Origin of the sequence: Tabrizicola sp. (assembly GCF_030694085.1) — a bacterium.
Lineage (GTDB): Bacteria > Pseudomonadota > Alphaproteobacteria > Rhodobacterales > Rhodobacteraceae > Tabrizicola.
The window spans coordinates 17,260-36,560 of sequence record NZ_JAUXZE010000069.1; the positions used below are offsets into that span (position 1 = coordinate 17,260).

The window sequence follows — 19,301 nt, forward strand, 5'->3', positions numbered from 1 at the left end:
TTTCGTGGGCGGTGCTCGACAGGGTGGCGATAACGCCGTGACCAGCTACAAGATCACCAAACCCCAAAGAGTGAGCAGTCATGGCCTCGTGGACCGCCGGCTATGTGGCCGATCTGGACTATACCCAGGGCTTCTATAGGGAACTGACCCCGGCCTTGCTGGCCTTCGTGGCCATGGCTCACGCCCAGGCGGCGCCCGATGTCAGCGGCCCCCTGACCTATTGCGAGCTGGGCTGCGGCCGCGGGTTCTCGGCCAATCTGCTGGCGGCGGCCAATCCGCACATCGCCTTCCACGCCAATGACTTCAATCCCGGCCATATCGTCGGGGCCCGCCGTCTGGCGCGGGCCGCCGGCTCGGACAACATCCAGTTCTACGACCACAGTTTCGCGGAGTTTCTGGACGCCCCGGAAGTTCCAGACTTCGACATCATCGCCCTGCACGGCATCTACAGCTGGATCAGCGCCGAGAACCGCGCGGTCATCATCGAGTTCTTGCGCCGTAAGCTGCGGCCCGGCGGCCTGGTCTATGTGTCCTATAATTGCCAGCCGGGCTGGTCGCTGGCCGCGCCGCTGCGCCATCTGATGGCGCTGCATGGCCAGGCGCGGGGCGGGCCCACGGCGGGTCGCATCGAGCCGGCCCTCGACTTCATCCAGTCCCTGGTCGACGTCAATGCCGGCTATTTCCGCGGCCAGCCCGGCTTGGTGGACCGGTTGGCCAAGCTGAAGGGCCAGCCGCGCAACTATCTGGCCCACGAATATATGAACGACGACTGGACGCTGTTCTATCACTCCGACGTCGCCCATGAGATGTCCGAAGCCAAGCTGACCTTCCTGGCCTCAGCCCATGTGCTCGACAGCATCGACAACATCACCGTGACGCCCGAGCAGGGCCGACTTTTGGCGGGGATCGAAAGCTCCGCCTTCCGCGAGACCGTGCGCGACTACATGATAGGTCAGCAGTTTCGTCGCGACGTTTTCGTGCGAGGCCCCCTCCTCCAGACCTCAGGTGACGTCGCCGCGGCATGGGACCAGATGCGGGTCGCGCTCACCTCAGCTCGGGAGGATGTTCCAGAGAAGATCACCGTGGCGCAGGGCGACGTGGCGCTGGATCCGGCAGTGTATGGGCCGATCCTGGACGCCCTGGAGACCGGGCTGAAAACCTGTCGCGAGGTGATGGACGCTGTGGGGACGCCCCCCGGTGGCGCGGCCCATCTAAGACAGGTCATCGCCATCCTGATCGGCGCGGGCCATGTTCAGCCCTGTTTGCCAAGTCCGCCAGACGAGACGCGCGTGCGTCGCGCCGAGGCGTTCAACGCGGCTGTTCTAAACCAGGCCCGCGCGCATGGCGAACTGCAGGCCCTGGTCTCTCCCGTAATCGGCGGGGGCGTCAGTCTGAACCGCTTTCAACAGCTCTTCCTTCTGGCGCTTCGCGAAGGCGAAAGAGACCCGTCAGCGTTCGTTGGGGCCATACTCGAAGCCCAGGGACAAAGCCTAGTCAAGGATGGTCAACCCCTAGTGACGTCCGCTGAAAACCAGGCAGAGCTGAAAATACGCTATGAGCAGTTTGTCGCCCGGGATTTGCCCGTCCTCGAGCGGTTGGGAATCGCCTAGGAAACGTCACAGCCCTGGGCTTTGGCCGCAGCCAGCGCTTGACCGAGGCCGTTGAGATCAAACGCGGTGGCGCGGCGCTGACTTGGCGTTCGGATAAAGACGGTACTGAAACCCTTGAGCTCTGACGCCGGAATATGGACACGGCCATCGCTGGGGTTTTTGGTGTTGTCGCTCTTGAATTCCGCGCCCAAGCCCGCCGCGCGGGGGCCGACGAGACCGACAGACAACGCAGGACCCGCATCCAGGCGGTAGAGTGCGTTGGCGGTATTCAGTGACTTGCGCAGTTGAAAGGTCACGACGCCGGTCCGGTAGACCATTCGCCGGGCCTTGAGAATGCACGTCTTGGTTTGAGTGAAGCCATCTTGCCGGACTTCAAGCACCCAGCCCTTGGTGGGCGTGTAGCGATCCACCCGCACATCTGCGGCCGCAAACGGAAACAATCCACCCAGCATGGTGAGAGCTATCGCGGCGAGCATCATCATGGTCTCCCAAGGATCACCAAAACCTTGGCGTCCCGAATTCATGGCTGCCGCTCAAGGACAAGCGCTGTGGTCACCACGTCTGCGGTCGTTATACGAGCTGCGGACGAACATTCAACGCCTCGCCTGCCTGGTCAGAGCGATGAGCCAGCCTACCCACGATGCTCCACGGTTGCTTTGGGATGGCGCCGATGGATGCAGCGTCCTATCTCCAGGTTCCGCCGTCTGGAGAGGTCAAGATCATGCCCATGGCGACCAAACTGTCGCAGACTTACGTCCCTGTTGAAGACCGGCTTTTGCTGATCTCTCAGGATGACCAAGGTCATGTTTACCGGCTTTGGCTGACCCAACGTATCGCCACTGACGTTGTCTTGGCCCTCACCGGATGGCTAGAAAACCAGCCAGAGAGCCCCTTGGAGGCTGCTTGCGGACCCGTGGCTCAGGTGTGGCAGCAGGCGGCTGCGGTCATGCAGTATATGCCCGCCATACCCGTCGGCGCGGATATGAGCGCCCCCCCGGCGGCGACGGAAGGCCTAGTGCAGAATGTGGAACTTATTCGCGGTGATGAGGCCTACGTCCTGGTCCTGAGCCTAGCGTCGGGTGCGTCTCTCACCCTGCCATTTAACCCCACAGAGTTGCGTCAGTGGCTGTCGCTTCTGCATGGGCTCTACGAAACCTCAGGGTGGCCTTTGACGGCGTGGCCCGCCTGGTTCAAGCGCCCGCTCGCCACCGCGGCGCCCAACACCGTCAACTGAACGCTTCCCGAAAACCGCCGCATCGGATAGACGACCAGTCAAACCGGCCACATAGGCTGGCGCCTAAATTGCTGTGGGAAACCTCCGTGCATCCGTGCGCAGCCGGCACAGGAATATCTCGCGGAGCAGAAGGCTAGGATATGTTCTCTAGTTCCAAGGATAAACCCACGCCCCTCAATCGGGCGGTGCTTTCTGTTAGACCAGCTATAGTTATTGCCGTGGTTTTCAGTATGTTTATCAACATTCTGGCCCTGGTTAGCCCAATCTACATGCTTCAGGTCTATGATCGCGTGCTGACGAGCCGCAATGAGCTGACGCTGTTGTTTATAACCTTGATCGCAATATTTCTATTTGTAGTCTATGCGGCGCTGGAAGCGTTGCGAACGCAAGTTCTCGTGCGCGCTGGTATTAAACTGGACGCCAATCTCAGCGCCTCGACCTTTAGAAGCGTGCTGGATAGCACGCTTCTACGCCGCGGCGGCGACGCTCAGGCTTTCCGGGATATGGACGGCGTGCGTGATTTCATCACCGGCGCGGCCCTAATCGCTTTCTGTGACGCCCCTTGGATTCCCGTCTTCGTCACCATCTCCTTCATACTCCACCCCTATTTCGGGTTCCTGGCGATTGTCGCTGGTCTGATCATTTTGGGCTTGGCCGTCGCGAACGATTTCGCCACTCGCAATCCAATCCAGCAAGCCACGATGGCAGGCATCGGCGCCCAAAACGATGTCTCGGCGACCTTGCGAAACTCCGAAGTGATGCGTGCCATGGGCATGTGGCGCGGCCTGCAGGAGCGTTGGCAGCTTCGCCGAGATGACTTGATCGGCTGGCAGGCGAAAGCTAGCGACCGAGGCGGGGCGTTGATGGCGACCATCAAATTCGTCCGCCAAGCCGTTCAGACTCTGATCCTTGGCGGCGGCGCCTATCTGGCGATTACCGGCAAGATCTCGCCAGGCGCTATGATCGCCGCGTCCATCCTCGTCGGTCGCGCCTTGGCTCCGATCGAAGCCGTCGTCGGTCAATGGAAGACCTTCATTAACGCCCGTAGCAGCTGGGACCGTCTGCAGTCGATGTTCAGGTCGGAGCCCGACACCGGAAACCGCATGACTTTGCCGGCGCCGAAGGGGCGGCTGCTTGTCGAGGCTGCCGCCATCATGCCGCCCGGCGGCCAGCGCCCGACATTGTTTAATGCGAGTTTTGTTCTTGAAGCGGGCACGACATTGGGCGTCATTGGACCCAGCGCTGCAGGCAAGTCCAGTTTGGTTCGGGGCTTGGTGGGCGTTTGGCCCGTGGTGAGCGGCGCAATTCGCCTTGACGGCTTTGAATTGCGACAGTGGGACCCCGAACAGCTGGGCCAACACATTGGTTATTTGCCACAAGATGTGGAGTTGTTTTCCGGCACGGTCGCGCAAAACATCGCTCGGTTCACCGATTTCCAAAGCGAGGACGTTATAGAGGCCGCCCAGATTGCTGGGGTCCACGAGGTTATTCAGGCGCTTCCGCAAGGTTACGGGACGCAAATCGGCGATGGCGGTGCGACGCTTTCCGGTGGCCAACGCCAGCGCCTTGCGCTGGCAAGGACTATTTTCCGCAAGCCGGCCTTGATCGTCTTGGACGAACCTAATGCAAACCTCGACACCGATGGTGAGCAGGCCCTATCCCGTGCGATCGCTCACATGAAGTCGCTCGGGCGCACGATTGTCTTCGTAACCCACAAGACCAACCTGCTGGCCTTTGCCGACAAGATCATGATCCTTCAGAACGGCACCGTAGTTCGCATGGGCGATCGGGACGAAATTCTGAACTTGCTGGTGGCAAATGCTCAGCCGCCCCCCGGCGCGGCCTAGACCCGGCGACGAATTGGAAAGAGACGTTCGCCATGGCGGATATTGCACGACCCAGTGATAACTATAAGCGGTACGCGGCGATCGGCATCGCCGTGATTGTCTTGACGTTCGGCGTCCTGGGAGGCTGGGCCGCCTTTGCCCCGTTGGGTAGTGCTGTGATCGGCAATGGCACCGTCACGGGCGAGGGCAATCGCAAGACCATCCAGCATTTGGAAGGCGGTATGCTCCGTAAAATTCGGGTCCGAGAGGGCGACCGTGTGAAAGCCGGTCAGGTACTTTTCGAGCTCGACCCGGTGCAGACAAACGCCAATCTTCAGATCGTTCGCAACCAGCTCTTCACACTGCTCGCGCGGGCCAATCGTCTTGACGCCGAGCGCTATCGACTCGCTGCGGTACGGTTCTCCCCCGAGGTCGTGGCTCAGATGGGTGACCCGATCGTCCGCCAAGCTGTTGTGGACGAGCGCCGGCAGTTTCAAGAACGGCAGGGGACGATCACCGGACAAGTCGAGATTTTGCAGTCACGGATTGGGCAGTATCGAGAACAGATTTCAGGCATTGATCAGCAGCGCGCGAGCATGGAAGAGCAGGTCGCCTACCTCAATGATGAAATCGAGGGTCTGACTATCCTCTATAAGCAAAACTTGGTTCCGAAGCCGCGCCTTCTTGCCCTTGAGCGGGAGCGCGCCCAAATAAGGGGCAGTATAGGAAAGTCGTTAGCGGAAAAGGCGCAGGTGCAGAAAGCCATTGGCGAAGCATCTCTGCAAGCCAAACAAATCAGGCAGCAGTTCGACCAGGATGTCGCTAAAGAACTTGCCGATATACAAGCTCAAACAACGGATTTGAGGGAAAAATATACCGTCGCAAATGACGCGGCGAGGCGCATTAATATTGTCGCCCCTGTCAGCGGCACTGTTCAAAATTTACGCTTCTTTACGGAAGGCGCGGTTGTCCGTCCGGCTGAGCCGCTTGTTGACATTGCACCCGATCAAGGAGGAATGACGATTCACGCGCAATTCTCTCCAAACGATATCGACAGTGTGCATGCCGGCATGGTCGCTGAGTTGCGATTCCCAAGTTTCCACGCCCGCGACATTCCCGTGGTTGAGGGCATCGTCGCCACGGTGTCACAAGACCGACTGGTCGATGAGGCGACACATACGCCGTATTTCCTGGTGATCATCCACATCAAGGACTCTGATCTGCCGGAGGAGCTGAAAACACGACTAAAGGCGGGGCTACCCGCAGAGGTCGTTGTTCCGACGGGTGACCGCACGGCGCTTGAATACATGTTCAACCCTTTGAGCAATGCGCTCCACAAGACGATGCGGGAAAAGTGATCGTATCAATCGATCTGATCGCTGGCTCTCGAGCATAACAGCACAAGCCGAATGCTGGTTTGTGGAGGAATAATATAATGACGAAGCGCGCGCTGATCACCGGCTTGACCGGCCAGGACGGCGCCTACCTGGCGCGATCCCTGCTAACCAAGGGCTACGAAGTCCTTGGCTTGGTGAGGCGCTCGGCGTCGGCCGAGTTCATGCAAGAGCGCCTAAAGTGGCTCGGCATCCACGGTGACGTACGCCTAGTAGACGGCGACATGATCGACTTGTCGTCGTTGATCCGCATTTGTCGCGAAAACCAACCGGACGAGATTTACAATCTGGCCGCCCAGAGCTTTGTAACCTCGTCCTGGAGCCAGCCGTTCCTGACCGGCGAGGTGACCGCGCTTGGCGCCACAAATCTGTTGGAAGCTATGCGCCTGGAGGTTCCCGGCGCGCGCTTCTACCAGGCCTCGTCCTCGGAAATGTATGGCCTGGTGCAGCAGCCGGTGCAGAGCGAATCTACGCCCTTCTATCCGCGGTCGCCCTATGCCGTGGCCAAGCTCTATGCCCATTGGATCGCGGTGAATTACCGCGAGAGCTTTGATCTGCACGTGTCCTCAGGCATCCTTTTCAACCACGAGAGCCCACTGCGCGGCATCGAGTTCGTAACCCGCAAGGTCACCGACGGCGTCGCGCGCATCAAGCTGGGCCTGACCGACAAGCTCAAGCTTGGTAATCTCGATGCGCGGCGCGACTGGGGCCACGCGGCCGACTATGTCGAAGCCATGTGGGCGATGCTGCAGCAGGACATCCCCGACGACTACGTGATCGCTACGGGACGGACCACCACGGTGCGCCAAATGTGCCAGATCGCGTTCTCCCACGCGGGCCTGAACATGGAAGATCATGTCGAGGTGGATCCGGCGTTTATCCGGCCCGCCGAGGTCGATGTCCTGATTGGCGATCCGTCCAAAGCCAAGCGGGTGCTGGGATGGGAGGCCACAACCGATCTCGAAACCATGATGCGAGAGATGGTCGACGCCGACCTCGTGCGGGTCGGCTTTGAAATTCAGAAGGATCGCGCTCGCGTCGAGGCGCATGGCTGAAGGTGCGGTTGTCATCATTGGCGCCGGCGGCCACGCCAAGGTGATCATTGAGCTGCTTCGCAGCTCCGGGGTTACGATCGCTGGCCTGACAGATGCCGACAGCACGCCTCGAAATGTGCTGGGCGTTCCGGTGCTGGGGGACGACGGGTTCCTGCCGATGTTGCTCTCCCAGGGCGTCCGAAACGCCTTTGTGGCGCTCGGCGACAACAGCCTGAGGCTCGATATAGGCGCAGGCTTGCAGGCGCTCGGGTTTCACCTGGTCAACGCCATTAGCCCGCGCGCGACCATTTCGCCCTCCGCCAGGCTCGGCTGCGGGATCGCAGTGATGGCTGGCGCGGTCATCAATGCCGAGGCTCAGATCGGGGATCTGGCGATCATCAACACCGGCGCCGGGATCGATCACGACACGATCCTGGGGGCGGCCTGTCATATAGGGCCTGGCGTGGCGGTCGCCGGCGGTGTTCGCATCGGCTCTTGCGCCCTCTTGGGCGTCGGCTCGAGCGTGGCGCCTGGGCGCTCGGTTGGCGAAGGGGCGATCATCGGGGCCGGCGCCTGTGTGGTCGACGACATAAATCCACACGTGACGGCGGTTGGTGTCCCGGCTATCGCCAGGCGCTCCCCGAAGGTGAACAGATGACGCTTGCTCCAATCGCTGTGGCGGCGCCGGTCTTGGACGGCCGCGAAACCGAATATGTGATGGAGTGCATGGCCTCCAGCTGGATCTCCTCCAGCGGTCGGTTCATCGGGGAATTTGAAGCCGCTTTCGCTGCCTTCTGTGGGGTTAAGCATGCCGTTGCGGTGAACAACGGCACCACGGCCTTACACCTGGCGCTGGTCGCCTTAGGCCTGGGGCCCGGAGATGAGGTCCTGGTGCCTGACCTGACCTATATCGCGAGCGCCAATGCGGTTCGGTACTGCGGCGCGACGCCTGTGTTTGTCGACAATGAGCGGCGGACCTTCAATCTCGACCCTGAGGCCCTGGGGGCCAAGATCACACCGCGGACGCGGGGGATAATTCCGGTCCATCTCTATGGCCATCCCGTCGACATGGATCCGGTTCTTGAGATCGCTCAGCGGCATAATCTCTTTGTTCTGGAAGACGCGGCTGAGGCGGTCGGCGCCACCTATAAGGGGCGCCGCGTTGGCGGGCTCGGCGACTGCGCCACATTTAGCTTCTTTGGCAACAAGATCATCACCACGGGCGAGGGGGGGATGGTCACCACCAATGATGATGCGCTCGCCAAGACCCTACGCCTCTACCGCAGTCAGGGGATGGACCCTGATCGGCGCTACTGGTTTCCGGTGATCGGCTACAACTACCGAATGACCAACATCGCTGCGGCGATCGGACTGGCTCAGATGGAGCGCATCGAAACCCATCTCGCCGCCCGCCAACGCGTGGCCGCCGGCTACAATGCGCGCTTGGCGGCGCTGGGTGAGAAGCTGATCTTGCCCATCAGCGAGAACTGGGCCGGCCACGTCTATTGGATGTACACGGTGCTGCTCAACCGGCCTGATTTGAAGGGCCGCGACGAGGTCATCACGGCGATGGAACAGGAGGGTATCGAGACAAGGCCCGTCTTCTACCCCATGCACGTGATGCCGCCCTACGCAGAGCCAGGCTCGAGCTATCCCAACGCCGACTGGTGCTCGGAGCGGGGCATCAACCTGCCGACCCACGCCGGCCTGAGTGACGACGACCTCGACCGTATTGTCGCGGCTCTGGCCCGGACCCTGGCCTGACCCCGGATGAAGATTGTCCTAGCCTCCAGCTTCGTGCCGTTCATCAATGGCGGCGCCCGGTTCATCGTGGAATGGCTTGAGGAAAAGCTGCTGGAGCACGGCCATGAGGTGGAGCGCTTCTATCTGCCCTTCATTGAGACCCCACACGACCTGCTAGATCAGGTCGCGGCCTTCCGACTGATGGATCTCAGCCAGGCCGGAGATCGATTGATCGCCTTTCGGCCGCCCTCCTACGTGCTGCGCCACCCCAACAAGGTCCTCTGGTTCATCCACCATATCCGCTCCTACTATGATCTTTGGGGGCAGCCCCATGCGCCGCTGCCAACCCCACAAAACGCCGCGATCCGCCAAGCCTTGATGCATCTGGACACTCAGGCGATCGGCGAAGCCCGTCAGGTTTTCACCAATTCCAAGGTGGTCAGCCAGAGGCTGCGCACCTTCAATGGCCTGGCCTCCCAACCGCTTTACCCGCCGATCTACCAACCTGAGCGCTTCCGCTGCGACGGCTATGGCGACGAGATTTTCGTGGTCTGCCGGATTGAGCCGCATAAGCGCCAGCTCCTGCTTATCCAAGCCATGGCGCATGTGCGCACCCCGGTGCGCCTGCGGCTCTGTGGTCGGTGCAGCAGCCCTGCCTACGCCAAGGTCATCGAAGACCAGATCGCCGCGTCCGGCGTGGCCGATCGGGTGACATTTGAAGACCGGTGGATCTCCGAGGACGAGAAGGCCGACCTGCTGGCAGGCGCCTTGGCCGCCGCCTACCTGCCTCATGACGAGGACTCCTATGGCTATCCCTCACTGGAGGCCGCCCACGCCCAGAAATGCGTGATCACCACGCATGATTCCGGAGGGGTTCTGGAGCTTGTCGAAGATGGCCGAAACGGGCTGGTGACGCCGCCAGAGCCCGCAGCCTTGGCTGAGGCCATGGACCGACTTTACCAAGACCGTCATCTCGCCGAACGGATGGGGAAGGCCAATTTCCATCGGCTCGCCGAGCTGAACATCGACTGGAATCATGTGGTGGACGCGCTCACCGCATGAAGGTCCTCGTCGTCAACAACGCCGAGCCCTTCATTCGAGGAGGCGCCGAAGAGCTTGCAGACAACCTCGTGCGCCAATTGAACGCCACAGCAGGCGTGGAGAGCGAGCTCTTGCGGTTGCCCTTCCAGTGGGCGCCGTCTGAGCGCCTGATCGATGAGATCGTGCTGCACCGCAGCCTGCGGCTCTACAATGCAGACCGGGTCATCGCACTGAAATTTCCGGCCTACCTCGTTCCCCACGAGCACAAGACGCTCTGGCTCCTGCACCAGTTTCGCCAAGCCTATGACCTGGGGGACGCCGGCCAAGGTTTGAGCGACGCAGGGCGGGAAGGCGTTATCAAGCAGGCGATCCGCACCGCCGATGCGCAGTGCTTTGCGCAATGCCGCGCGATTTACGTCAATTCCCCCACCACCCAAGACCGCTTGGAACGCTACAACGGCGTTGCAAGCCAAGTGCTTTATCCCCCCCTCAATGACGAAGCTCTGTTCACGGGCGGCGAAGCTGGTGACTACGTTTTCGCAGGCGGCCGTGTTGGCCCCGGCAAGCGCCAGCATCTGCTGGTCGAGGCGATGGCGCAGCTGCCATCCTCCTCGCCGCGTCTTCTGGTGGCGGGCCCCCCCGACAGTGAGGCCTACGCACAGCAACTCCAGCGCCTGGTGGAAGAGCTTGGTTTAGAAGATCGGGTCGAACTTCGCTTTGGCTTCCACCCTCGCAAGGACATCGCCGCATGGGTGAACGGCGCCTTGGCCTGCGCGTATTTACCCTACGATGAAGATTCTCTTGGTTATGTCACAATGGAGGCCTTCGCCGCTGGTAAGGCCGTGCTGACGACAACCGACGCAGGCGGTTTGTTGGAGCTTATCGACGAAACGACCGGTTTGGTCGTTGAGCCAGACGTAGATTCTATCGCCGCAGGTCTGGCCCGGCTAATATCGGCGCCTGGGCAAACTAGGCGTATGGGCCAAGCCGCCAAGGCGGGGTGGGCCGCACGAGAGCTGACGTGGGAGAAGACGATCTGCCGGCTGCTCTCCTAACCAGCCAAACCTTCTTCCACCTTCTTCCACTTCATTCGCGCCCACTGGGGCTTGATTGGCATCCTGATGATGACCCTACATCGCTTACTGGCGGCCGGTTCCGTCTTTTGTCTAGGCTTTGGCGCGCCGATTGCTCGAGCTGAGACCCTCGCAGACGTCGTCGCCTACGCCTACGAGACGAACCCTGGCCTCCAGGCTCAGAGGGCTGCGGTTCGTGCCGCTGACGAAAATTACGTCCAGGCCCGAGCTGGATATGGTCTAAGCGCGAGCGTCTCTGCGGGCGAGCGGTCCTACGAGCTGGATCGCGGTGGCAATAACGCAGATGCCGTCACCAACAACGTAAGCCTCTCGATCACCCAGCCTGTGTACACAGGTGGACGTGTCCACGCCCGGGTAATGGAAGCGGAAGCACAAATTCGAGCTGGTCGCGAGCAACTGAGACGCTTTGAGCAGGACCTCTTGTTGCGGGTCATCTCTGCCTACGTGGGCGTCCGCCGAGATGAGCAACTTCTGAAAATCGCCCAGGAAACGGTTGCGATCTTGCGGCAAGAACTGAGCGATACGCAGGCCAAATTTGATGTGCGCACCGTGACAATCACCGACCTTGCCCAATCAAGGGCGCGTCTGTCCCAGGCGCGGACGCAATTGATCGGCGCGCAAGAACAGTTGGCCGGCAGCCGAGCTCAATTTCTCGGCGTGGTGGGTCAAAATCCAGGCCAGTTGGAGCCGCCCCCCGAGCTACAGCAGCCATTTGATACTATAGATCAAGCGTTTGATGCTGCTGAAGGCAGAAATCCACAGTTACTAAATGCAAAGTACACGGAACAGTCGTCTCGACTACGTATAGCGGCGGCAAAGGCAGCCCGTAGGCCGAGTATCACCGCTCGCTTCGATGTGCAGCGCGCACCATTTCAACCCTATCAATCAAGTCCTTACGACAGTAGTCGCGCTGTTTCTGTGGTGTTAAATCAAACGTTATTCGCGGCGGGACAGATACAGTCTGAAATACGATCAACCACAGAAATAAACAATCGCGACCGATTAAATATCGACGAGACGCGCCTGCAAGTTATTCAGAATGTTACGGGCGCATGGGAGAGGGTAGTTGCGCTCAGAAAGCAGCTGGAAACCCTGAAGGAAGAAGTAAAGTCAAATGAAACGGCTTTTCTAGGCGTAAGAGCAGAGGAGCGTTTTGCGCTCAGAAGCAATATAGAGATTCTAAATGCAGCCTCCGAGCTTAATATTTCCCAACAAAATCTTACTCGAGCGTATGCGGCCGAATATGTTAGTCGCGGCCAGCTGTTAGCTGTTACGGGGACATTAACGCCACAGATCTTGTCGGCGAACATTAACGCTTACGATCCAACAAAGAATTTCCTGCGGGTAAAAAATGTGGGCGCTACGCCCTTGGAGCTTCCAGTGCGCGTTCTAGACGCGATTGGGGGACCCGTGACGGGCAAGCCGCGCTCGACGAGCATCGCGGGAGTGGAGCTGCAGGGCTCGCCAATGGAGCCCGAGCCTGAGCCTGAGAAGCCGATGACTTCCGTGCTGGAGATTTTGGCAAGGCAGCCCAATGAGGCTCTCCTCTCGCCGCCATAGGCAGCTGTGGCCGCCTGACGTCTAGGCCCGAGGCGGCTCCGTTTTTGCGGCATACAGCGAATTAAATATATGCTATTACGATAGTCAGGCAGGCGTGAGCGCCCTGCCCCTGAGTGCGCATGGATTGAGAAAATGTACGGAAATCCGCAGAAACGCAGCGCCGTTGAGGTGCAAGGTCTGCGCCGCGAAGGCGGCCGCTGGCTAAAGGAGCTCCGGGATGCTGCTGGCTTGTCGCAGCGTCAGTTGGCAGCGAGTGTCGGCGCGGATTACTATACCTTCATTTCCCAGCTCGAAACGGGCCGCGGTCGCATACCCCCAGACAGATATAGCGATTGGGCTCGAGCTCTCGGTGTTAACGATAAGGAATTTGTGCGTGAAATTTTGAGGTTCTATGACCCAATAACTCACGCTATTCTCTTTCAGGAGTAGATTTGGCCTGCTGGCCTAACGGGAACCAATAGCGCCATGGCCGCTCAGATCCTCTCCTTCTTTCAGCGACCCGCGCCGTTGGTGCGCGACTGGGCGCCGCAGGAGATTGCTGAGTTCTATCGTGTCGAAAGTGCGCTCGTACAAGCGGGCGTTCAGTTGGAAAGCGACCGCGGCGTATCCGATGAGGGTGACCCGTGGTTTATCTTTTGCCGGGCAGATACAGGCGACGTTTTTATTCACTTCGCTCGGATCGACGGTCTCTATGTCGTTGATGGGGCCTCATTCGAGGAGCCGGCGCGAGGCTCTGAATTCGCAGCATTGGTTCGCGCCCTTATTGCACGATATCCTCTGGCGAAGGCTCGGCAACAGACGAATTCCAACGTCTTTGTTCACCCAGCGGCGCTGCTGATCGCGCTTGTAGGCGCGGCCTTTTTCCAGACCAGCGAAGCCAAGGCTACGGAAACGCATGACGGTCAAGATGGTAAGGCCGAACCGCGCCGCCATTCAGCCCTCCTGACGATTGCGCAGCCGTCGGGCTTGCCGCTCTCCAGCGCCCCGGGGCATGGAGAGATGGATGCTCGCCAGTTTTCCGCCGTGGTTTTGAGCGCTGTACTTATTCTACGTGAAGAGAGGATATTCCTGGTGAGCGAGGCGGCCCATTTTGGGTCCCTCGCGGTCGATCTCGACTGGCAGCATGTCAGCCTGGGCGGGGCGATGGTCTCGGTTGCCGAGCCGGTCAATCCTGCGGCTGCGCCGGAAGTGTCGGTTTCGCAGGCTGCTGTTGAAGCTCAACCAGTGGCGGATTGGAGGGTAGCGACACGCGACCCTCAGCCCTGGCTCGAGGCTTTGCGAACAGGGAACGATCCGGATTATTCGCCGATCGTCGGTAGCGCCGACGCGCGTACGGAAATCGCCTTTGTCGCACCGTCTCCGCCTGCAGCTTCGTCCTTGGACGAGGGTTCGAGCAAGACCATATTTATCCTGAAGCCTGCGGCGGCGCCGCTCTCAGCGGGCGAAGCTCTTGCGATCATTGCTGCGAGTCAGGCTTTAGCAGGACTGCTCGCTATGACCCCGCCTCAGGTCGATAAGCTTCCAGAAAGTATAATTGCGCTCATTAACCGGGGCGACCAGGTCGGCATTACAAATTTTCCTATTCAGGGGTCAGAAGTCAGGCCGCAGTTAGGTCCGACATTGGTGCAAGGCGGTCAATACATTGATCCGAGCGCGCCCTCTCCAGTAACGAGTGAATCTTCTATACCGATTCTGCCTGTCTTTGCGGAATTTGACTCTAGTATAGACGCAGCGATTGCGCGCTTCCATGCCCAAGTGAAAAATGTAGATATTATTGTCCAGGCTAAGCAGATAGTTTTGTATGATCGAAATGTACTTAATCCATTTGCGCCTGATCTGAACTTCGACAGTGTAACGTTCAGGTTTGAAGATGGGAGTACGATCAGTCTTGTAGGTACCGCTTCCGTTATTGATCAGGTGCATTGGCCTGTTTAGCAGCCCCGACTTGATGCCCCCTTCCCGTCACGCGGCGTGACTTGAAAGGCGCCGCCGGGGTTCGAGGCGAGCCGTGCCCTTTAGCTACACGCAGAGCTTCTCAGCGGTCGCCGTTTGATATACGGCCCCTCTAGGGCAGAGATCTCTCCAGATCGTGGCCTGACGCGGCGCCCGCCCTCTTGGTTCGCTCCCTTGAGGACGGGCGTAACGCTCCAATCTTGCGCGTTACGTAGGCTAACATCGCCGTACGTGCGCGACGGTGTCCGCTACCAATATCGAACGCTGTCGTGCCCTCCCCTCCCCCGGCGCACCTGTCCAAGATTTGGCGCGGTCGCTTGGTGTCGGGCGAGGGCTTAGCCACAGGAACGGCCCATGGCGCACGATGAGCCCGAAGACGCGGCGGCCGAGGCCTTCGAGGCGCTCAGGGCCGAGGTGATCCAACTGCGCGCCGGCGTGGAGGGCTTGTCTGCGGCCTTCCAAGGGCAGGCGTCTCCCGACTATACGCCGACGCTCGGCGCCATCGCCAAGAGCCTTGCCGCGGTTGAAGGTCACCCTGCCCTGCAGATCACCCCAGAGACCTTCGCGTACCGCCTTCGGGAGGCAAACGAGCTTTCCGCCCAACAAGGCCGCCGCGAACTCTCAAACGCCGTGCAGCGCGTTGTTACGGCCGGCGCCGGTCTTGAGGATCTGGCCGCGGGATGGCGCACGGGCCGCGAGCAAGTCCGCCAAGTTGTGATCATGACGGCCGTAGGCGCTGTCGTGGGTGTGGTCATATGGGTTTGTTTTTCGGGCCCGGTCGCGCGCTCGCTTCCTGCCAGTTGGCGAGCGCCGGAAAGGATGGCTGCCGCAACCTTGGGCCTGGATCGCTGGGAGGCTGGCGGCCGGCTTATGGAGAGCGCGAGCCCCCAAGGTTGGGGGGCCTTGGCGGACGCCTCGGATTTTGCAGCGGCGAACCGCAAGGCGCTGGAAAGGTGCCGCGAGGCGGTCCGGAAGACCAACCAGCCGCAGCGCTGCGGCTTCGTCGTCCAACCTGCGCCTCGTATGGGGAAAAATGCCGAGACCCAACGCTAATCCCTAAGAGCTCCGCGTGCGAGTCCGCACGTGGACACGTCAGAGTGTCGGCGCGTGGACTTGGGTGTCTCTTGGCGCTAAGGCGCTCACCGCCTTGAGTCTGCATGCGCTAGATGAGCTCGCTGACGAGGCCGCTTGAGGGCCTGGGCGGAGGAACCCAGTCAGAAATAGGCGCCCGCCGGCGAAAAGGTCCTCGCGTCCACGAGCCCGCATGCCGACGTGTCCACGTGTGGTGTCCGCGCGCCCACGCGTCCGCGAATCTACGTGCGGTCCTGCGGAGGATTTGCTATGTGGAGCCGTCTACGTGTGGACATCCTTTGCGGGGGAGCGGGATGAAGGTCGTTGCGATCATCAGTCAAAAGGGCGGAGTGGGGAAAACCACCATCGCCGTTCATCTCGCCGTCGCCGCTGTTCAAGCTGGCTACACCGTCGCGCTCGTCGACCTCGATCCGCAGGCGACGGCCGCGCAGTGGTCAGACTGGCGGGGCGGGGAAAACCCCGCCGTCGTCGCCGCACCCCACGCCCGACTTACGCCCACCCTTAAAGAGGCCGCGGAGAGCGGTGTGGACTTGGTCATCATCGACAGCCCCCCAGCGGCCGATTCTGCAGCTGTGGCGGCGGCTAAGGCTGCCGACCTTGTCATTATCCCGACCCGCGCCTCAGCCTTTGACCTTCATGCGATCAGGACCACGGCGGACCTTGTGAAGGTCGCAAGCAAGCCCGGCTTCGCCCTCCTGAATGCCGTACCCCCGCGCGCCACCGCCCTGATCGAAGAGGTGGCGACAGTGATCTACAGTCTGGGCCTTTCCTTGGTGCCCCTATGCCTGGTGGAGCGGGCGGCCTTCCGTCATGCGGTTTTGAATGGGCAAACGGCCAGCGAATTCGATAGCGATAGCAAGGCTGCAACCGAGGTCCAAAACCTGTACAAGTGGATGTGTGGACAACTCCACATGTCCGAACGTCCACCTGTTGCGCAGTCGAAGAAGGCCCACGCATGAGCCGTCCCTCACTTTCAGCCCGCCTGGCCGCCGCTGCTGGGCAGCCTCAGGCCCCGGAATTTCCTGCCGAAGCCACCCGGCCTTCCGCGAAAGCGCGTACCGGAAAGACCATGATCGCGGGATACTTTTCCCCCGAACTGGCACGCGCAATAAAAATCCTTGCCGTGGAACGCGACGTCACCGTGCAGGCCTTGATAGGGGAGGGGCTAGACGCGGTCTTGCGACAGGCCGGGCGGCACCCGATGGGAGAGCGCTAGGTCGGGAAGATCTCGCAGAGAACCGCCGAGATGCGCTCGACCGCCGGATCTTCGGCGGTCAGGCCCAGGCTTCGCAGTTCACCGCCTAAGGTCTTGCCTATGCTGAGCACGGCGTTGGCCGAAATCGTATCGTGTATCAGCCCTTCGAGCGCCAGAACGTAGGCCTCCAGATTGAAATGGCTCTCCGCCCATAGCCTTGCCGCGGCGCCAGTTTGCATGCGCAAGCCTTCGTCGCGGGCCAGGCGTTCAAGCTGGGCGGTCAGGCTCGTCAGGTCGATATCCGCAGGGACCTTGAACACGAGGTCACCCGGCAGGTCAGAATAGAAGCCCGCGTCGGCCACAATCAGGGGCCGACCGGCCAGCAGACCCTCGATGGCCGAACCCGAGGCGCCTTCAAGCACCGGGTTGCGTAAGCAGCAGATGACATCGGCGGCGGTGAGATGCGCGTTCAGCACCTCGTCATCCACCGATCCGTGAATCGTCAGGTGGAGGTAGCCCAAATCTGCCGCGAGCTCCTCCAGGCGCTGGCGCTCGGAGGGCTCGATGGGGCCAACCAGGTGGTAATCGAGCGCCGCGGCGAGGGCAGGGGAGGCCGCGATGGCTGCAATGACCTTATCAGCGCACTTATTTGGGTTCATGACCCCGACGGTGAGCACAGATAACCGCGACGAACCCCGTGGCCCTAAGGCTGGAATGCCGCGGCCTGTGACGGGCATGGCGGCCGTCTGGACCGGGCCAGGGCAACTGGCGCGCAAGCGGTCCAGATAGAACGCGGAATGGGCTAGAGCCCCCTCGCAACGCGCCGCTATCCACTCCGTCATGGGCAGGCGCTGAGCGATGTCAGCAAGAGATAGGGCCCCTGACCGGGCCGCTAGGGCGTCGGGTCTCGCCTGCGAGCCATAGGTCTGGGCGACTTGCTGGTCGTGCAGCCAACCGCGCTCGTCATCAGGGCGCGCGCCGCCTTGCCAAAGCCATCCGCTGAATAGGTTGTAGAGATAGAAGTCGTGGAAGATTCCGACGGATGGCGCCCCTCCGAAAAGAGTAAAAGCGCCGCCGTGAAACATATAATTGTCCCCGACGTTAACAACGAGGACATCAAAATCCCGCGCTATCTGTTCTGACGATATGTTCTTCCAGTGAATGATCTCGGCGTCGGTATCGTGTACGTCGTCCGTACTCTCAATATCTGTAGCGATGATCTTTACAGTGTGGCCTCGCGCTAAAAGCGCACGACTTACATCGGCGCCGTCGCGCCCGATGGCGGACCGCTGACTGATCGGGGAGGCCCAGGCGATCCTCATAGAGGAAGGCGGGTCTTGGCCGCGCCCTTTGGCCGAACGAAGGCCAGATTGATCGAGACCACATCGACGAGATCAGCCGGCGAAACCCGCCGACACACCCCGGTCGGCTCTTCAATCGCGTAGGCCTGAAAACCGGCCTTCTTAAAGGCGTCGAACCACGACTTCGGCGTCAGCCCAATGCGAGCAAGATGGGAGGGGCCGTACTCGGCCACGATCGCCAGATCTGGATTTTCACTCAAGAGCCGGTCCATGCCCGATAAGACGTCTAGCTCCGCACCCTCAACGTCGATCTTGACCACGTCCAGGCGCTGATCTGGTCCGATTATATCGTCCAGCCGGCTGACCTGGACCGTAACGTCGCGGCCATCGCCGTCCTCCTGTGGCAAGGCATAAAGGGAGCTGTGGCCAATCACCGGACTGATATGGAACATCCGCTCCTCGGTGAGCGCGCCCGCAGCCTGGTCGAAGACCTCAACCCACCTTAGGCCATTGAGTTTCAACGTCTTCTCAAGCTGAGCTCTCGGACCGGCCTCAGGCTCGAAGGCGAAGACCTTACCTGAAGGCCCCGTGGCGACCGCGCAGGATAGGGTGAGCAGGCCGACATTGGCGCCCACATCGGCCACCCCCATGCCGGGCTGGATGAGCGCGTTAAGAACCCGTCGCGTCCCCGGCTCCAAGCCTCCCGACGAGGCGTTGGCGACCATCACTGCGAATATCGGCTCCTGGCGCGGGATCATTGCGTAGCCATCACGCAATCTGACGGCATAGGAGGTCTCATCGAAAGCGATCAGCGGCCTGACCTTAATGTCCAGCTCGTCAAACCGTGGCCCCATCAGGCCAGGCAAGTTGCTGACCTCACGACTAACGCTTGCGACTGATGCGTCCACGCTGACGAGGGCGTTTCCAAGCGCGCCTTGAGTGGCCTCTGCTAGGCTTGTGAGTCGATGCACCATGAACTCAAGCCGTTCATTTTGCGCGCTCATGGCCTCAAGGCGATCCTGCAGAGCGCCCTGAACCGTCAGGACGTGTGTCAGGCGGTGTTCAACCGAAGCGGTGAGGTAACGTCGGGCATAGTCAGCCAAGCGGCCAAAAAGGCGGCCGCGCAAAGTTAATGGCCGCAGATTGGCCGATGAAGCCACAGCGGCTTCCAGCCTCTCGGTTGGAGGCTGATCAGACGCATGGGACGGAGGACCGCTCTCCGCG

General features: G+C 60.7%; 18 protein-coding genes. 15 read left to right on the forward strand and 3 right to left on the reverse strand.

The window, feature by feature from the left end:
- The first annotated feature begins 104 nt into the window (after positions 1 to 104).
- Positions 105 to 1,610, forward strand: coding sequence for a class I SAM-dependent methyltransferase (locus Q8M85_RS15380; RefSeq protein WP_305546172.1), 1,506 nt, complete (start codon positions 105 to 107; stop codon positions 1,608 to 1,610).
- Here the strand turns inward: Q8M85_RS15380 and Q8M85_RS15385 are convergent.
- Positions 1,607 to 2,089, reverse strand: coding sequence for a hypothetical protein (locus Q8M85_RS15385; protein ID WP_305546174.1), 483 nt, complete (start codon positions 2,087 to 2,089; stop codon positions 1,607 to 1,609). The genes Q8M85_RS15380 and Q8M85_RS15385 overlap by 4 nt on opposite strands.
- 191 nt (positions 2,090 to 2,280) lie before the next feature.
- On the opposite strand from Q8M85_RS15385, the gene Q8M85_RS15390 reads away from it, so the two are divergent.
- The 14 genes from Q8M85_RS15390 to Q8M85_RS23415 all read left to right on the forward strand — a co-directional run bounded on the left by Q8M85_RS15390 (position 2,281) and on the right by Q8M85_RS23415 (position 16,797).
- Positions 2,281 to 2,844 (forward strand): hypothetical protein, encoded by a 564-nt coding sequence (locus Q8M85_RS15390; protein ID WP_305546176.1) that lies wholly within the window; start codon positions 2,281 to 2,283, stop codon positions 2,842 to 2,844.
- Between the two features lie 140 nt (positions 2,845 to 2,984).
- Positions 2,985 to 4,691 carry a type I secretion system permease/ATPase gene (locus tag Q8M85_RS15395; protein ID WP_305546178.1) on the forward strand — a complete coding sequence of 569 codons (1,707 nt, stop codon included), beginning with the start codon at positions 2,985 to 2,987 and terminating at the stop codon, positions 4,689 to 4,691.
- A gap of 32 nt (positions 4,692 to 4,723) precedes the next feature.
- Complete coding sequence (locus Q8M85_RS15400) at positions 4,724 to 6,028, forward strand: HlyD family type I secretion periplasmic adaptor subunit (RefSeq protein ID WP_305546180.1); 1,305 nt, start codon at positions 4,724 to 4,726, stop codon at positions 6,026 to 6,028.
- A 77-nt stretch (positions 6,029 to 6,105) separates the two neighbouring features.
- The gene (locus Q8M85_RS15405; protein ID WP_305546182.1) at positions 6,106 to 7,119 is read left to right on the forward strand and encodes a GDP-mannose 4,6-dehydratase; all 1,014 of its coding nucleotides are present in this window, start codon (positions 6,106 to 6,108) and stop codon (positions 7,117 to 7,119) included.
- Positions 7,112 to 7,756 carry an acetyltransferase gene (locus Q8M85_RS15410; protein ID WP_305546184.1) on the forward strand — a complete coding sequence of 215 codons (645 nt, stop codon included), beginning with the start codon at positions 7,112 to 7,114 and terminating at the stop codon, positions 7,754 to 7,756. Before Q8M85_RS15405 ends, Q8M85_RS15410 begins: the two co-directional genes overlap by 8 nt.
- Entirely contained in the window at positions 7,753 to 8,862 is a 1,110-nt protein-coding gene (locus Q8M85_RS15415) for a DegT/DnrJ/EryC1/StrS aminotransferase family protein (RefSeq protein ID WP_305546186.1), read from the forward strand. Before Q8M85_RS15410 ends, Q8M85_RS15415 begins: the two co-directional genes overlap by 4 nt.
- Positions 8,863 to 8,868: 6 nt before the next feature.
- The gene (locus tag Q8M85_RS15420) at positions 8,869 to 9,903 is read left to right on the forward strand and encodes a glycosyltransferase family 4 protein (RefSeq protein ID WP_305546188.1); all 1,035 of its coding nucleotides are present in this window, start codon (positions 8,869 to 8,871) and stop codon (positions 9,901 to 9,903) included.
- Positions 9,900 to 10,937 carry a glycosyltransferase family 4 protein gene (locus Q8M85_RS15425; RefSeq protein ID WP_305546190.1) on the forward strand — a complete coding sequence of 346 codons (1,038 nt, stop codon included), beginning with the start codon at positions 9,900 to 9,902 and terminating at the stop codon, positions 10,935 to 10,937. The genes Q8M85_RS15420 and Q8M85_RS15425 overlap by 4 nt, the downstream gene beginning before the upstream one ends.
- A 69-nt stretch (positions 10,938 to 11,006) precedes the next feature.
- Positions 11,007 to 12,536: a TolC family outer membrane protein gene (locus Q8M85_RS15430; protein ID WP_305546192.1), complete on the forward strand. Its 1,530-nt coding sequence runs from the start codon at positions 11,007 to 11,009 to the stop codon at positions 12,534 to 12,536.
- A 132-nt stretch (positions 12,537 to 12,668) separates the two neighbouring features.
- A complete protein-coding gene (locus tag Q8M85_RS15435; RefSeq protein WP_305546194.1) occupies positions 12,669 to 12,965 on the forward strand; it encodes a helix-turn-helix domain-containing protein in 297 nt (98 codons plus the stop codon).
- A 36-nt stretch (positions 12,966 to 13,001) separates the two neighbouring features.
- A complete protein-coding gene (locus Q8M85_RS15440; RefSeq protein WP_305546196.1) occupies positions 13,002 to 14,471 on the forward strand; it encodes a hypothetical protein in 1,470 nt (489 codons plus the stop codon).
- A 372-nt stretch (positions 14,472 to 14,843) separates the two neighbouring features.
- A complete protein-coding gene (locus Q8M85_RS15445; protein ID WP_305546198.1) occupies positions 14,844 to 15,542 on the forward strand; it encodes a DUF6118 family protein in 699 nt (232 codons plus the stop codon).
- A gap of 332 nt (positions 15,543 to 15,874) precedes the next feature.
- On the forward strand, positions 15,875 to 16,540 hold the full coding sequence (gene parA / locus Q8M85_RS15450) for a ParA family partition ATPase (protein WP_305546200.1): 666 nt from the start codon (positions 15,875 to 15,877) through the stop codon (positions 16,538 to 16,540).
- Positions 16,537 to 16,797: a ribbon-helix-helix domain-containing protein gene (locus Q8M85_RS23415; protein ID WP_371135273.1), complete on the forward strand. Its 261-nt coding sequence runs from the start codon at positions 16,537 to 16,539 to the stop codon at positions 16,795 to 16,797. The genes parA and Q8M85_RS23415 overlap by 4 nt, the downstream gene beginning before the upstream one ends.
- Here the strand turns inward: Q8M85_RS23415 and Q8M85_RS15455 are convergent.
- Together Q8M85_RS15455 and Q8M85_RS15460 are read right to left on the reverse strand one after the other, a co-directional pair.
- The gene (locus Q8M85_RS15455) at positions 16,794 to 18,098 is read right to left on the reverse strand and encodes a glycosyltransferase family 4 protein (protein WP_305546201.1); all 1,305 of its coding nucleotides are present in this window, start codon (positions 18,096 to 18,098) and stop codon (positions 16,794 to 16,796) included. The genes Q8M85_RS23415 and Q8M85_RS15455 overlap by 4 nt on opposite strands.
- Positions 18,095 to 19,237 (reverse strand): FkbM family methyltransferase, encoded by a 1,143-nt coding sequence (locus Q8M85_RS15460; protein ID WP_305546203.1) that lies wholly within the window; start codon positions 19,235 to 19,237, stop codon positions 18,095 to 18,097. The genes Q8M85_RS15455 and Q8M85_RS15460 overlap by 4 nt, the downstream gene beginning before the upstream one ends.
- Positions 19,238 to 19,301 lie beyond the last annotated feature (64 nt).